Annotated in this window: 14 protein-coding genes; 3 read left to right on the top strand and 11 right to left on the bottom strand. The window is 31.5% G+C overall.

Features of this window, described 5'->3' with window-relative positions:
• Positions 1 to 68: 68 nt before the first annotated feature.
• The 8 genes from ABJD66_RS04110 to ABJD66_RS04075 form a co-directional block, all read right to left on the bottom strand.
• Complete coding sequence (locus ABJD66_RS04110; protein ID WP_100896383.1) at positions 69 to 518, bottom strand: PA2169 family four-helix-bundle protein; 450 nt, start codon at positions 516 to 518, stop codon at positions 69 to 71.
• A 214-nt stretch (positions 519 to 732) separates the two neighbouring features.
• Entirely contained in the window at positions 733 to 2,121 is a 1,389-nt protein-coding gene (locus tag ABJD66_RS04105) for an NAD-dependent succinate-semialdehyde dehydrogenase (RefSeq protein WP_348128545.1), read from the bottom strand.
• A gap of 40 nt (positions 2,122 to 2,161) precedes the next feature.
• Positions 2,162 to 2,476, bottom strand: coding sequence for a hypothetical protein (locus ABJD66_RS04100; RefSeq protein WP_303543808.1), 315 nt, complete (start codon positions 2,474 to 2,476; stop codon positions 2,162 to 2,164).
• A gap of 72 nt (positions 2,477 to 2,548) precedes the next feature.
• A complete protein-coding gene (raiA, locus tag ABJD66_RS04095; protein ID WP_348128541.1) occupies positions 2,549 to 2,848 on the bottom strand; it encodes a ribosome-associated translation inhibitor RaiA in 300 nt (99 codons plus the stop codon).
• A gap of 48 nt (positions 2,849 to 2,896) precedes the next feature.
• The gene (locus ABJD66_RS04090; protein WP_348128538.1) at positions 2,897 to 3,538 is read right to left on the bottom strand and encodes an NAD(P)-binding domain-containing protein; all 642 of its coding nucleotides are present in this window, start codon (positions 3,536 to 3,538) and stop codon (positions 2,897 to 2,899) included.
• Positions 3,539 to 3,746: 208 nt separating this feature from the next.
• A complete protein-coding gene (locus tag ABJD66_RS04085; RefSeq protein ID WP_348128535.1) occupies positions 3,747 to 4,766 on the bottom strand; it encodes an AI-2E family transporter in 1,020 nt (339 codons plus the stop codon).
• A 104-nt stretch (positions 4,767 to 4,870) separates the two neighbouring features.
• Entirely contained in the window at positions 4,871 to 5,776 is a 906-nt protein-coding gene (locus ABJD66_RS04080; protein ID WP_100896377.1) for a YihY/virulence factor BrkB family protein, read from the bottom strand.
• A gap of 150 nt (positions 5,777 to 5,926) precedes the next feature.
• Entirely contained in the window at positions 5,927 to 6,763 is an 837-nt protein-coding gene (locus ABJD66_RS04075; RefSeq protein ID WP_348128532.1) for an AraC family transcriptional regulator, read from the bottom strand.
• 182 nt (positions 6,764 to 6,945) lie between these two features.
• Here ABJD66_RS04075 and ABJD66_RS04070 point away from each other — a divergent pair, with 182 nt between their 5' ends.
• Genes ABJD66_RS04070 through ABJD66_RS04060 form a run of 3 tightly spaced genes read left to right on the top strand, consistent with a single transcriptional unit; the run spans position 6,946 to position 9,663 of the window.
• Positions 6,946 to 8,103, top strand: coding sequence for a cytochrome P450 (locus ABJD66_RS04070; RefSeq protein WP_348128529.1), 1,158 nt, complete (start codon positions 6,946 to 6,948; stop codon positions 8,101 to 8,103).
• Position 8,104: 1 nt separating this feature from the next.
• Positions 8,105 to 8,413, top strand: a complete 309-nt coding sequence (locus ABJD66_RS04065; RefSeq protein WP_348128526.1) for a 2Fe-2S iron-sulfur cluster-binding protein — start codon at positions 8,105 to 8,107, stop codon at positions 8,411 to 8,413.
• 5 nt (positions 8,414 to 8,418) lie between these two features.
• Positions 8,419 to 9,663, top strand: a complete 1,245-nt coding sequence (locus ABJD66_RS04060; protein WP_348128523.1) for an FAD-dependent oxidoreductase — start codon at positions 8,419 to 8,421, stop codon at positions 9,661 to 9,663.
• Between the two features lie 26 nt (positions 9,664 to 9,689).
• Here ABJD66_RS04060 and ABJD66_RS04055 read toward each other — a convergent pair whose 3' ends face one another.
• The 3 genes from ABJD66_RS04055 to ABJD66_RS04045 all read right to left on the bottom strand — a co-directional run bounded on the left by ABJD66_RS04055 (position 9,690) and on the right by ABJD66_RS04045 (position 13,903).
• Complete coding sequence (locus tag ABJD66_RS04055; protein ID WP_100896372.1) at positions 9,690 to 10,505, bottom strand: sugar phosphate isomerase/epimerase; 816 nt, start codon at positions 10,503 to 10,505, stop codon at positions 9,690 to 9,692.
• A 91-nt stretch (positions 10,506 to 10,596) separates the two neighbouring features.
• On the bottom strand, positions 10,597 to 12,162 hold the full coding sequence (locus ABJD66_RS04050; RefSeq protein WP_348128519.1) for a PKD domain-containing protein: 1,566 nt from the start codon (positions 12,160 to 12,162) through the stop codon (positions 10,597 to 10,599).
• A 10-nt stretch (positions 12,163 to 12,172) separates the two neighbouring features.
• Positions 12,173 to 13,903, bottom strand: a complete 1,731-nt coding sequence (locus ABJD66_RS04045) for a RagB/SusD family nutrient uptake outer membrane protein (protein WP_348128516.1) — start codon at positions 13,901 to 13,903, stop codon at positions 12,173 to 12,175.
• Positions 13,904 to 13,911: the final 8 nt, after the last annotated feature.

Here is a 13,911-nt window from a genome sequence, read left to right as displayed (position 1 = left end):
TAGAATTTAAGTATAAAAAAAGAGATGCATATTGCATCCCTTTTTTATTCTATATTTTTTTAACTGTACTAGCTAATATCTTCTAAAAATTTGATAGTGTTTAGTTCAGATTTTATGGTATTCATTTGTGTTAATAACACGCTAGCAGTACTAGACGGTAAAGTGGTATCATTTAAAACACTTTCATACTCTTCTACAGCTGCTTTTTCTCCTCTAATAGATTCTTCTAACATTGCTTCTGCTTCTTGGTCTGCAAAAAATGCTTTGGTATCCATCCAAGCTCTGTGCATAGTACCGGTAATACTACCACCTTTTTCTGGTTTTTCTCCAAACCTAGCAATTTCAGATTTTAACTGATGTCCAAAATCATAACGCTCTTGACTTCTTTTATTAAAGTATGTTTTTAGTGCGTTGTGGTCTGTGTTTTCTGCTGCTTTTTTATACCCTTTTTCAGCATCGTATGTTTTTTCTAATAAGTTGTTTAATTTTGTTCCTACTTGTTCAGTGTATGTTGTCATTTTTATATAAAGATTAAATTACCGAACTTATTTTTAGTGATATAGTCCGTTTAATATCATACTCAAATTTACGAGTAATGTAAGGGGTAGATTAACGCAAATAGTTTACTTTTTTGCTCATATGATTTAAGAGTACAATTACTGTTTTTTACAAAAAAACGCTAAATCTTAGTCTTAAGATTTAGCGTTTGTAAAGAGTATTATTTTTTATGTTTTAGCTGCCTTGTGTAATGGCTTTTGCGTTAATAAATTCGCGTACACCAAAACCTCCGTGTTCTCTTCCATAACCAGAGTTTTTAACTCCACCAAAAGGCATATTTGGGTATGCTAAACCGTAAGAGTTTATATGTATCATACCTGTATCAAAATAATTTTTAGCTAGGTCCATGGCTTTATCAATATCTTCACTAAAAATACCACCACCTAAGCCAAATTTGCTATCATTTGCAATACGCATAGCATCATCATTATCTTTTGCTTTTATTAAAGATGCAACCGGACCAAAAAGTTCTTCGCTATATGCGGGTTGGTCTGGAGTAATGTTTGCAATTACGGTAGAAGGGTAGTAGTACCCTTTTGTATCAGGTATTTTTCCGCCGCACAAAATCTCTGCACCCTTTTCTACACTTTTTTCTACTTTATCATGCAGTTGCTCTCTTAAATCTTTACGTGCAATAGGTCCTAAATCAAATTCATCTTTGGTAGGGTCACCATATGTCATACTTTTCATAATGCTAACAAATTCAGTTTTAAATGCATCATAGACTTTATCTGCTACTATAAATCTTTTTGCAGCAATACACGTTTCTCCGTTATTATATAGTCTAGCTTCTGCACAGATTTTTACTGCTTTGTTAACGTCTGCATCATCTAAAACAATGTATGCATCATTACTACCCAGTTCTAAAACTGTTTTTTTAATTGCCTCTGCAGATTTTACAGCAACGTGTTTACCAGCAGCAGAACTACCAGTTAAAGTAACACCTTTAACATAATTGTTAGCAATTATTTCATCAGACACATCATGGTCTATAACAAGTACTTGAAACAGATTTTTTGGTAAGCCAGCCTCTTCGTATATTTCTTTTAACTTTAAAGCACAACCAGTTACATTTTTAGCGTGTTTTAGTAAAACACCATTACCAGCCATTAAGCTAGCAATAGAATAACGTATAGGTTGGTACAAAGGAAAATTCCAAGGTTGTATACCGTAAACTACACCAATTGGCGAGTAGTGTATAGTACCTTTGCCACCATCATAAAGTGGTCTTTCCTCGTCTTGTAATTGTTTTGTTCCTTCTGTTGCTGTGTAATTACAAATAGCAATACATAGATCTATTTCTTCATAGCTTTGGCTAATTAGTTTACCCATTTCTTGGGTCATTAGCGTAGCATAACTATCCTTGTGTTTTTCTAAAGTCTTACCAATAGATTTTAATACATCTGCTCGTTCTTCTAAAGATTTTAGTTTCCAGTCTAAAAAAGCATTGTGACAATCTTCTACCTTTTTGGCAGCATCATCACCATTTAAATATGTATACTCTGCTATGACTTCTTCCGTAGCAGGATTTATTGTTTTAAATTTATTTTTGTCTGTGCTCATTTTGTGTTCTTTTAATTTATTCCTCTTCTACGTCTTGCTTCTATAAGTTATCTTTATTTGTATTAGCCCTTTCTGGCTCTTCCAAATTTTCTTTTAATTCACCACCTTGACCAAACAAACTGTTTTCCTCATCAATTAAATTGTTTTTGGTGTATACTTTACTTTCGTTTCTACCAGGTATATCCAAATCTTTTCCTTGAAAATCTATCGGTTCTTTTCTATTTAATAATAACTCATCGTCACCGGTATCTACTCGTAAGCCTTTTTTGCCAATGGCTTGTAAGTCCTCTTCAGTAATGTTAGAATTATAAGTTTCTGTATCTGTATTAACTTTATTTTTTTTATCTGTGTTCATTGTAATTTTTTTTAATGTGATGTTTCTTTCTTCATTCTTGCTTAAAAAAGCAATTGCTATTCTAAATTTATATTACCTAACACCCATTTTATCTTTTGTTTTATTAAGCTGGTGTTCTAAATCACGAACAGTCTCTGCTATTGCAGCTTCAAAATTATCTGCATTAGTAGATGCAAAAATTCTAGGGCCTGGCATACTTAAACGTATATCGCAAATTTGCTCTTGATCATCAGACCTGTTTTGTACTTTAAAAAATACATCTGCACGGTGTACAAAATTGAATTTCTTGTGTAAATTATCTAGTTTTTCTTTAGCTATAGCTTCTAATCTACTGCTTGCTGTAACATCGTGGTATTCGTATATAATTTGCATATTTTTCTTTTAAGTTTGTATTTTATTTTAAATGGCAGTAATTACTATTTAAAATGATCTTTGAGAGTTTATGGTTTCTAATAAATTAGATTTAGATGTGCTTAAACCATATATTTCTTGGTCTGGATCCATAATTTTGGTATCACTTAAATTACCAATATACACTGCATCAAAACCAATATCTTCTATTAATTCTTTTACTACAGATTTACTTTCTTGATCTTGTGCTGCAAATGGTACAGATAATTTATCTGTGTCTTCAAAAGCACGGTTCTTTAAATCTGAAGCTTTAATGGTATTAAAAGCTTTTGCAGTTTTGGCAGAACTAAATTTCATAGCAGTATACTCAGACGCGTTGTAGTTTGCATCTCTAACGTCTTGTGCCATTTCTCCGTCTCTTTCTGGATATGGGTTTGTAGCATCTAGTATTACGCTATTTGCGTATTCACCAGCATAAAGCTCAGATATTTGGTCTATAGCTTTGTATGGCATTGCTAATACATAAACTTCTGCTTTAGCTTCAAAAGTGTCTGTAACGCTCATTGCTTTTGCATTAGGACCAGCTTCTTTAACCAAGCTACCTAATTCTTCTGGGTGTCTAGAACTAAACATAACATTATGTCCTGCTTTTGCCCAATGTTTACCTAAATTACCTCCAATATTTCCGCTTCCTATAATTCCTATTTTCATATTATATTGTTTTATATTCTGATGTAACAGAATGTTATACTTTTCTTGTTACATCAATATTACAATAGATTAAAAGTTTGGATTAACTGAAAAAGGTTCTTTTTTAATGCTATCCGTAAAATGAAGCATTTATGGTTTTTTTTTGAAAGAAATAGATGTTTTTTGTAGGTTTTTGAGCGTTTTTTAATGTTTTTGAGGATTTTTGTTTTTAAAGACTTTCCTGAGATTCGCCATACTGATTTTTGTAAATGCGTACTAATATTAAAAAAAGACTAACCAATAAAGGACCAAAAATTAATCCTATAAAACCAAATAACGGAACACCTACCAATACACCAACAAGCGTAATTAAAGGGTGTACATCATCTAACCTTTTTAAAATAAACAATCTAAAAACGTTATCTGTAGCACCAATGGCTACTAAACCATAAATTAAAATTCCCCAGGCTTGGAAAGTATCACCATTAGAAAGAGCTAAAATAAATACAGGTATAGTTCCTAATGCACTACCTACAAACGGTATCATAGAACCAATAGTAACTACTGCGGCCCAAAAGAAAGGATCTTCTATATCAAAAATTAGAAAACCAATAAGACCAACTATACCTTGACCTATAGCTACTAAAGGGATGCCTAAAGCGTTAGCTTTTACATTTGCGCTTGTTTCTTTACCTATTGTTTTTAAATTTTTGTCTTTAATTGGTATATATTCAAACAGAGATTCTTTTAGTTTACTTCTATTGGTAAGCATAAAAAAGAGAATAAAATACATAATAGTGATAGAAATAATCATATTAAAAGTACCGCCTGCAAAATTCTGAAGATTGTCTGATAGCCAAGAGGTAATAGAGCTGGTATCTATATCTGTACCCATATCTATATTAAAATAAGACTCGGCCCTCTGTAATTGCTCTTTACTGGCATCTATAACTTTTTGTGAGTTGTCTACAGCGTATTTTATTTTTGTACCCATCATTAGCCCTAATCCGGCAATTGGTATCATAATACATAAAAAAGAAAGTATCATTAAAAAAATAGCAGCAATGTTAGGGAGCCAGCCTTTGTTTACCAATTTTTGCATTGGCTTTTTTAGAATAACGTAAATGGTAATAGCACCTAAAACACCACTTAAATAGGGTAGAATTTCTTTAAATATGAGTCCGCCCATAAGTACTATAAGCATTAAAACAAATATTTGTCTTATAATGTGTGGGCTAATGTATTTCATATTTTAATGTATTTAGTTAGGTGATTATTGTGTACATCAAATTTTAGAAAATACCCGGAGATCTCTTAATTGTATCAGATAAAAGGTTAACTCTTATAAAGCAGTTATTCTTTTTTTATACTAATAGATTTTGGCTCTATACCATCTCCGTATCGTTTGGCAAAAACATAAGTAAACTCTGCTCCAAAAAATAAAATTAACGAAGAGTATGAAACCCATAAAAGTATAAGAATAATGCTTCCGGCTGCACCATATGTAGATCCAGGATCTGCCTGACCAAAATAAATACCTAATAAAAGCTTACCAACCACAAAAAGTACAGCTGTTAAAATAGCGCCAATCCATACTGTTTTCCATTTAATTTTTGCATCTGGTAAGTATTTAAACATTAAAGCAAATAGTATAGATATTATACCAATAGACAGTGTAAAATCTAAAATGTATGCTAGGTATAATAAAACATCTGGTAAAACCTCGCGTATGTAATTATTTAAGGCACTAATTGCAGTGGTAACAATAAAACTAACAAGTAATAAAAAGCCAATAACTAGTATAAAAGCAAAGCTAAGGGCGCGGTCTGTAATTATTTTCCAGATTTTAGCATTAGGGTTTGTTTTAATTTTCCATATTTCATTTAAAGATATTTTTAATTGATAAAACACACCTGTTGCACCAAAAAGTAAGGTTCCTATACCAATAATAGTAGAAATAAGGTTTTTATCAGAACCTTGAGTTTCCCCAATAATATTTTCTATAGCTTTAGCAGCATCACTACCTAAAGCAGAGGAAAACTCTTCGGTTAAATTTCCTTGTACAATATCTATTCCCCATATAGAACCAACAACATTTATAATAATAACTAGTAATGCAGGTAAAGCTAAAACCGTATAATAGGCAACAATTGCACTAAGCCTAAAAGGGTCATCTGCCATCCAAGAAGTATATGTTTCTTTTAATAGAGATGGCAACTCTTTAAGCTTAAAATTAGAAGATTTTTTTTCTTGTATCATTTGTATTGTCTTTTAATAAAGCACATCTAATAAAGTTAGGTGCTGGTTACAAACTACATTAGTAAACCAAAGTTGCTTGTTTTTATTAAAAGGCATTAATCCAAATGAATTTATTGTTAATGCAATTCCGTTCTAAAGTTTTTGATAGGATTATTTACTATAATTTTTTCTGTATAGAGCAGGAGAGGAGTGGTGTAGTTCTTTAAATTTTTTAAAGAAGAAGGGAAGCGATTCATAACCACAAGCGTATCCAATTTCGGAGACAGATTTATTTGTGTGTAGTAACATTCTTGTAGCAATATTTATACGATACTCATTTAAAAATATAAAAAATGTACGACCCATAATTTTTAAAAAGAATCTAGAGAAAGATTGTTCTGACATATTTACCTCTTTACTTACTTCTTTTAAGTAAATTTTACGGGTATAGTTTTCTGCTATAAATGAATGAACCTTAGATATTTTACTAGTATACTCGTTAGATATGTTTTTTGTAAAACTACTGTTAGATAATGTTTTGTAGGGAATATGGGTTAATTTTAATAATAATTTTAAAAGAGAAACATACAAATTGCTGCCATCTTGGTTTATAGTTTCTTTTAATAATGAAATAACTTTTTTACTTTCTTTTTTATTAAAAATAACTCCTTTAGAAGCTGTGTTAAATAATATATTTAGCTCTTTTAACTCTGGTATGTTAGCGTAAATATCTTTGTTCCATTGTATAACAAAAGAGTTAGATTTTATAGCACTACTCTTATAATTTGTCCAACAATGTGGCACATTAGATTGTATTAAAACTAATTCTTCTGGTTCGTAAGCACCAACATAATCGCCAATAAACTTTGTACCATAACTCTCTTCAATATAAGTAAGCTCTAGTTGTGGGTGAAAATGCCACGGTGTTTCAAAATTATCATTTATATAATTAAAAGCTACAATACTTTTTTCAACACCTAAAGGAATAGTTTCTAATATTGGTTTCATTTTAAGTAAATATAGATGATATACATATCATCAATTTTAATTAAATATAGTTTATTTTATTAATTAGTGTCTAATTTAAATTTTAAAGTGATTAAATAGTTTATTTTTTTGATGAAATAGAGAATTAATACTACTGCTTAAACATAGATATTTGTTTTAATCTAAACTATTAAACTATACTTATGGGAAAGTGTGAATTTGCAGATGCTTTTAAAGCAGAGAGGAAAACTTCTGGAATAGGTAAAATGGATGATCAGGGAGACCCTGTAGTTATGTTGCTAAACCATAAAGATGTACGTAAGGCAGCCCATAATTATAAGGCATTTTCATCAGAAGCTGTTCCAGGTCGTATAGTAGTACCCTCTGAGGTAAATATACGTACCACCCGCCAAATACCTTTTGAGGTAGACCCACCAATGCATAAAGAATATAGGTCTATACTTGAGGCTTGGTTTAAAAGACCTTTGCAAGATGTTTATAAAGACAAATTAACTACTATAATTAGTACTGTTTTAGATGATGTTTTATCTAAGGATAAAGTAGATGTGGTATCAGATTTGGCATTAGTTATACAATCTAGAGCTTTAACTCTTTTATTAAATGTTCCGTTTGATAAGTCTGTAAAGTGGATATCTTGGGGAACTCACGTATTTAGAAGTGAAGGAGAAGCTTTAGACGGTGATAAAGCAGCTATTCTTTACAATTATATTGATGAAGAAATAGACAAAGCAATACAAAACCCATCTGATGATTTGTATAGTATATTATTAGCTGCAGAGGTAAATGCTAGAAAGCTAACAAAAGAGGAAGTAAAAGGTGTATTAATATTAACTTTTGCCGGTGGTAGAGATACTGTTATTAATGCTTTAACTAATATGATTAGCTACTTTTCTGCAAATAAAAAAGCATTACAATACATAAATTCTAACCCTAATATTATTAACAATGCTGTTGAAGAATTTATAAGGTATTTTTCTCCTTTAACCCATATGGGGCGTGTTGTTACAGAAGATACTACAGTTTGCCAACACGCAGTAAAAGCAGATAGTAGAATATCTCTATGTTGGGCATCTGCTAATAGAGATGAAAAAGTTTTTGAGAATGCTGATGAGGTAGTGTTAGATAGAAAAATTAATCCGCACGTAGGTTTTGGTTTTAGTCATCATAATTGTTTAGGAGCAACGCACGCAAGACAAATTATGAGAATTACAGTAAAACTATTAGCAGAAAAAGTAAGCGATATTACTGTTTTAGAAGCAGAAGAAAATATAGAGAATTTAGGAGATTTTAATAGAAAAGTAGGGTACAACTTTTTAAAAGCAACATTTAAGAAAAAATAAAATGGCAAAAATTACATTTATAACAAGTAGTGATGAAAAAATAACTGTAAATGGTACAGAGGGCTCTGTTATGGAGTTAGCAGTAAATAACAATGTAGCTGGTATAGATGGCGATTGCGGCGGCGTATGCTCTTGTGCTACTTGTCATATATTTGTTGCTCCAGAAGATTTAGACAAAGTAGGTACAGCAAGTGAAATTGAAACAGATATGTTAGAGCTGGCAGATGATGCAAATGAATACAGTAGACTTTGTTGTCAAATTCCTGTAACAGATGCACTAGATAATGTTGTTTTTACTGTAGCTAAATAAATAGGATGTATACTTCTAAAGATATTTGTGTAATTATAGGAGCTAGCCACGCAGGTGTAAATACAGCATTTAATTTACGTAAAGAAAAGTGGCAGGGTAGAATTATTTTAATAGATGTAGATCCAGAATTACCATACCACAGACCTCCTTTATCTAAAACTTATTTAACAGACAATGCATCTGTTAAAAACCTTTTAAAACCAGTAGAGAGTTATAAAAAGGAAAACATAGAGTTACTTTTAGGAAAAAAAGTAATTCACTTAAATGAATCTGTCAAACAGTTGGTATTAGATGATACTACTAAAATTAATTATACAAAGTTAGTTTTAGCCACCGGAGCAAAACCTATTGTACCGTCAATTACAGGTTTGCAAAATTGTAAAGCTTATTTCTGTTTACGTACAGCAGAAGATGTTGCCAATATTAAAGAAGCTTATAATGCCAGTAAAAATAAAAGAGTGGTTATTATTGGTGGCGGATATATTGGATTAGAAACTGCAGCATCATTGCAAAAAATAGGAGCAGAGGTAGTTGTTTTAGAGCGCGAATCTAGAATTTTAAAAAGAGTAGCTACTAGTGTTATTTCTAATTTTTTTAGAGATTTACATACCCATAACGGAGTGCAAATTTTTGAAAATAAAGAAGTAAATAAAATTGAAAATGAAGCAGATGTAACTAAAGTTTATTCTACAGATGGGTCTTGTTACAAGGCAGATATTCTTATTTTAGGTGTAGGTGTAGTTCCTAATACAGATTTGGCTAAAATGGCAAACTTAGATTTAAAAAACGGAATTTGTGTTTCTAATACAGGTGTTACAAGTAATACGTCTATTTATGCAGTAGGTGATTGCAGTTATCATTATAATCCACATTATAAAACTTATATAAGGTTAGAGTCTGTACAAAATGCAGTAGACCAGTCAAAAGTTGTTGCAGCATCTATTGCAGGTAAAGAATACGTTTATGATACAATTCCTTGGTTTTGGTCAGATCAATATAATATAAAACTTCAAATTGTTGGTTTAGCAAATAACTACACAGATAGTATTATTAGAGAAGAACAAAATAAAGAAAATGTAATTTCTGTATGGTATTTTAAAAACGATGAACTACTTGCTGTAAATGCCATAAACAATACAAAAGCATACGTTTTAGGAACAAAATTTATTAAAGAGGGTAAAAAAATAGATAAAGAAAAATTAGCAAAAGCTAGTATTCCTTTATCTAAAGACCTTGCTTTGGCTTTTTAAAAAGCAAAAAGTAATATGTTATTTATCTAAAATTTTTGTTGCTTTAAATACTGCATCATTTTTACATTTAAATCCCATTGGTCTACCAAGTGTTTTGTTGTATTAGGTTGATAAGGCATATAGGGATAAGGACCAAATTCTGGACAAATATAAAATGTGTCCTTTTTGGTCTTTTGAGCATTGCTAATAATTTGTTTCCACCAATTGGTAAATGTATCTAAGTATATTTTATTTTCATCTGTAAAAGGGTAATTTACTTGTGACTTTTGTGTATCTGCTATTCTAGCGTGTAAATACCTCGAGTTATTTATAGCTTTATCTACAGCTGTTTTTTGGTCTTCTAATAAACTTTCTGATACTACTGTCCAATGTGAAAAGTCTGCGGTAAGTTTTAAATTAGGAAATTTATTAATAAAGTTCTCTGTAGTTTTTGCACTATAATTAAACCTACCTCTGTGTGTTTCATGGTATACGTTTATACCAGTTTCTTTTTCAAACTTAAAAACAGTTTCTAAAATAGCACAGTTTTCATCAAAAGTAAAAAAATCTCTACCTGTATGCGAGTTAATAAAAATTGGGTTAAACTCTGCTAACTTATACAAACGCTCTTCTAAACGTTTACTATATTCAGTTACAGACTCATTTAAAGGTTGTAACCATTGCTGGCCAATAAGATCTAAATCTGTAGAGCTTAAAATAGACTTTAATTGTGTCTCAAAATTAATATTAGCTGGTATATTTACTTCTACAGCGTTGTAACCAGCATTAATAACATTATCTATAAAAACGTTAGCACTTTTGCCGTCTTGACCCCAAAAAGGGCATACATATTTTAGTTTCATTTTATAAAAAGTATGAGCAATAAAAATACAAAACTTGCTCCTGTTTACGGTAATAAACAAGAGCAAGTTTTAAAATATTAACAGTTAAATATTATGGTCTAAGTGAAGCTTCAGAAACGCTTAAATTATCCATATAAAAACTTATTACTTCAGGATTATCTTGGTTATAACCTCTTATTTGAAATGATTTATCACCAGTGGTGCTAAATTCTACAAAAGTAGAACTGTATACCCATTTACCAACAGCAAAGTCACTACCAAAATTTGGATTTCCGCTTACGGCCCAATCTGTGTCTGGGAACCAAAAGAAACGTAGATCTGGATCAAAACCAGCGGCATTATTATTACCTAAACTAGTTACGTAAACCCAAACACCAATTTCATAAGTTTTACCAGCTTCTACAGAAAAAGTTATGTTGTCTCCAGATGTTGTTTTGTGTCCAATTATCATACCTCCATTGGCATCCATTTCTACATAAGCACTTTTAGTACCATCTTGCGCTTGGTCAGTAGAAATTTCTAAACTATATGCATCCCATGGAGCTCCCCAATTTGTATATGGCCAATTAGCAGCGGTAGAGTTTTCAAAACTATAATCATAGTCTGATGATTCTTTTAAAATATTTACTTTATTAAAAATAAGCTGATTATCTACAAAGCTTTCAGACTCTACACCATCTAAAGTTTTTAATGCTCCTTTGGTATAACTTACGTTTATAATATCATTATTATAAATAGTAGTACCATCTAAATTAATTAATACAATGTTACCCTCATCACTGTCTATATTTACTGTACCAACAGTTGCAGGTATATTGGTTTCATTATTTGTTATTGTAACATTAAAGTCAGCAGCATTTAAAGATGTTTCATCCATTTCTCTACTAAAAACAAGTGCAATAGCTCCGTTTTTATCAACAACCTTTTCTAAGTCTACAGGGTCTGTAGAAGGTATTACTTTTATTAAATTTTTAAAAGAAATTGTATCGCCACCAAAAGGTCTTTGTCTAGTAGCAGCAAAGCTTAAATTGTATGTGCCTTGTCTTTTGTATTTTACATTAATTTCTGTGTCAGTACCATCAAAAGTTGCAGGGTCACCACCGTCTATGTTCCATTTAAAAACTTCAGGCTCACCATCTACAACATATGAAAATTGTACAGATCTACTGGCAACAACTTCATTTTCTGCATTATCACTAATATCTAACGCAGCACCTAAAGTACCGTCTGGATTTATGTAATTAGCTTTAATTTCTGTTTTTACAGGATTTAAAACAGTAACAACTATTGTTGTGTCTAATTCTTTTCCTTTAAGCTGCGTACCAACATAAGCATCATTCTTAAAAACTTGATTTAAAGTAACATTATGTACACCCGCTTTTTTAAATGTAGCTTTTACGTTTTGTTCTGCAGAATTACTTACGTTTGCTGTACCTTCTGGAAAATTCCATTCTCTAGATACTACACCCGGAGAAGCATCACCAAAAGTAATACTACCATTAATTTCTACTTTATTTTCAAAATCCATCTCAGAGGTAAATATAACCCTGTGACTAGGTTCTGTTAACCCTTCAGTATCATCCTCATTACAAGAAGCAATAAAGATAAAAGACATAAAAGCCAACCACAATAATTTTGGTCTTAATATATGTTTCATATTGTGTTTTTTAGTTGTTAAAATTATCATTTGTTTGTAATTCTTGCGCAGGTACAGGAAAGTAGTCATGGGTAGTAGAATCATAATTATCTACAGCCAAAAAGAAATCTGGTCTTATACGTTCTTTAATAAATAAAGGAGCAATACCGTTATCATCTATAGCTAATGCTGTTTTGTTTTCTGTTCTCCAAACCTCGTCTGCTCTTAGCTCTGTAAATACGTCTTTAACAATACCCCACCTTACTAAATCTTTCCAACGGTGACCTTCATAACATAGCTCTAATGGTCTCTCTACTCTTTGTATATGAGTCATTACATTGCTAGGAGAAGCAGTAACTAATGGCTGTGTGCCATGTACTTGCTTGCTTATGTGTAATTGCGGAAACATACCTCCGTTTTCATCCATATATTGTTGTAGTGTTTTTACACCAGCTCTGCTTCTTACAAGATCTATATATGTAATAGCCGTTGCAAAATCGCTACTATTATTAATTACAGCTTCTGCATACATTAAGTATACATCTGCAAGTCTAATGTGTCTAAAGTTAATACCAGATCTATTTCTACTATCCTCTGCTTTTAAGCTATACCAATTTGTAAATTTTTTAATATAAGCACTTTGTCCAAATGCCCAGCCTCCTTTTTCACCAATCTCTAAGCCATAATACAAGCCTTCACCATTAATTGGTACAATACTAGAATTCATTCTTTTAGACCAAGTATTGCCATCATTAATAGGGTTTGTAAGGTCTACTTCATCATTTGTAAAAAGCTCGTGTAAATAATATGTTGGTAATAGAGTGTTGTATGCGCCAAAGCTTAATTGCCCTAAAGCAGTTGCCATAGTAGAGGCCTCTGCGCCCGAGTTGCTAGGTGTATCGTCTACATTACCACCAGGTACTCCAGGGCTTAGTTCTGCAGAGTAAGCAACTTCAAAAATAGACTCGCTATTAAATTCATTCTCATCTGTATAGTTGTCCATAACATTAGGTGTTAGTTGGTACAAATCAGACTCTACTACATTTTTAAATTGTGTAACTGCATTTGGCCAATCTTTAGCATATAAGTATACTTTACCTAATAAAGATGTTGCAGCTCCCCAAGTAACTCTACCAGTATCATCTGCTCCCCAAGTTCTTGGTAAATTATTTTGAGCAAACAATAAGTCTGGAATAATTATAGATGAATTTACATCGGCAATGGTAGACATAGGTTTGTTTAATTCTTCTTCTGTTTTAGGTATCCCCTTGTGTATTATAGCACCACCGTAAGTGTTAGCTACTTGAAAATAAAAGAAAGCTCTTAAAAATTTTGCCTGTGCTTCAATCTGTGCTTTGCTATCTCCAGTAAAGTTAGATTCGTCTGCTTTTTCAATAAACTCTATAATTTGGTTTGCTCTAAATATACCAATGTATAGTTCGTTCCATTTATCGGTAACGTAGTACGTAGCATCTGTATATGTTAAGTTTCTAAAGGCAGTTGGCCTGTACCAAGATTCAGATCCTGCAATGTCTCCTAGAGCCATTTCAAATTGTAATTCTCCGCCACTAATACTTTGAAACTGTAGAGCACCGTATACAGTTGTTAGTCCACTATTAAATTGTTGTTCTGTTTTCCAAAAAGTTTCAGATGTAATAGAGTTAGGATTTTCTTGGTCAAAAAACCTGTCTTCATTACAGCTTGTGAGTATAAGTATAGTAACAAGTGTTGCTATAGTTAAATGTATTTTTGATATTTTCATAATTGTAA

Origin of the sequence: Cellulophaga sp. (genome assembly GCF_039943695.1) — a bacterium.
Classification (GTDB): Bacteria; Bacteroidota; Bacteroidia; order Flavobacteriales; family Flavobacteriaceae; genus Cellulophaga.
This window is presented reverse-complemented; position numbering and strand designations above follow the sequence as displayed.

Bases quoted from the DNA above. Each gene is read 5' to 3' on its own strand.
- ABJD66_RS04110 (WP_100896383.1), bottom strand. From the start codon at position 518: ATGACAACATACACTGAACAAGTAGGAACAAAATTAAACAACTTATTA.
- ABJD66_RS04105 (WP_348128545.1), bottom strand. From the start codon at position 2,121: ATGAGCACAGACAAAAATAAATTTAAAACAATAAATCCTGCTACGGAA.
- ABJD66_RS04100 (WP_303543808.1), bottom strand. From the start codon at position 2,476: ATGAACACAGATAAAAAAAATAAAGTTAATACAGATACAGAAACTTAT.
- raiA (WP_348128541.1), bottom strand. From the start codon at position 2,848: ATGCAAATTATATACGAATACCACGATGTTACAGCAAGCAGTAGATTA.
- ABJD66_RS04090 (WP_348128538.1), bottom strand. From the start codon at position 3,538: ATGAAAATAGGAATTATAGGAAGCGGAAATATTGGAGGTAATTTAGGT.
- ABJD66_RS04085 (WP_348128535.1), bottom strand. From the start codon at position 4,766: ATGAAATACATTAGCCCACACATTATAAGACAAATATTTGTTTTAATG.
- ABJD66_RS04080 (WP_100896377.1), bottom strand. From the start codon at position 5,776: ATGATACAAGAAAAAAAATCTTCTAATTTTAAGCTTAAAGAGTTGCCA.
- ABJD66_RS04075 (WP_348128532.1), bottom strand. From the start codon at position 6,763: ATGAAACCAATATTAGAAACTATTCCTTTAGGTGTTGAAAAAAGTATT.
- ABJD66_RS04070 (WP_348128529.1), top strand. From the start codon at position 6,946: ATGGGAAAGTGTGAATTTGCAGATGCTTTTAAAGCAGAGAGGAAAACT.
- ABJD66_RS04065 (WP_348128526.1), top strand. From the start codon at position 8,105: ATGGCAAAAATTACATTTATAACAAGTAGTGATGAAAAAATAACTGTA.
- ABJD66_RS04060 (WP_348128523.1), top strand. From the start codon at position 8,419: ATGTATACTTCTAAAGATATTTGTGTAATTATAGGAGCTAGCCACGCA.
- ABJD66_RS04055 (WP_100896372.1), bottom strand. From the start codon at position 10,505: ATGAAACTAAAATATGTATGCCCTTTTTGGGGTCAAGACGGCAAAAGT.
- ABJD66_RS04050 (WP_348128519.1), bottom strand. From the start codon at position 12,162: ATGAAACATATATTAAGACCAAAATTATTGTGGTTGGCTTTTATGTCT.
- ABJD66_RS04045 (WP_348128516.1), bottom strand. From the start codon at position 13,903: ATGAAAATATCAAAAATACATTTAACTATAGCAACACTTGTTACTATA.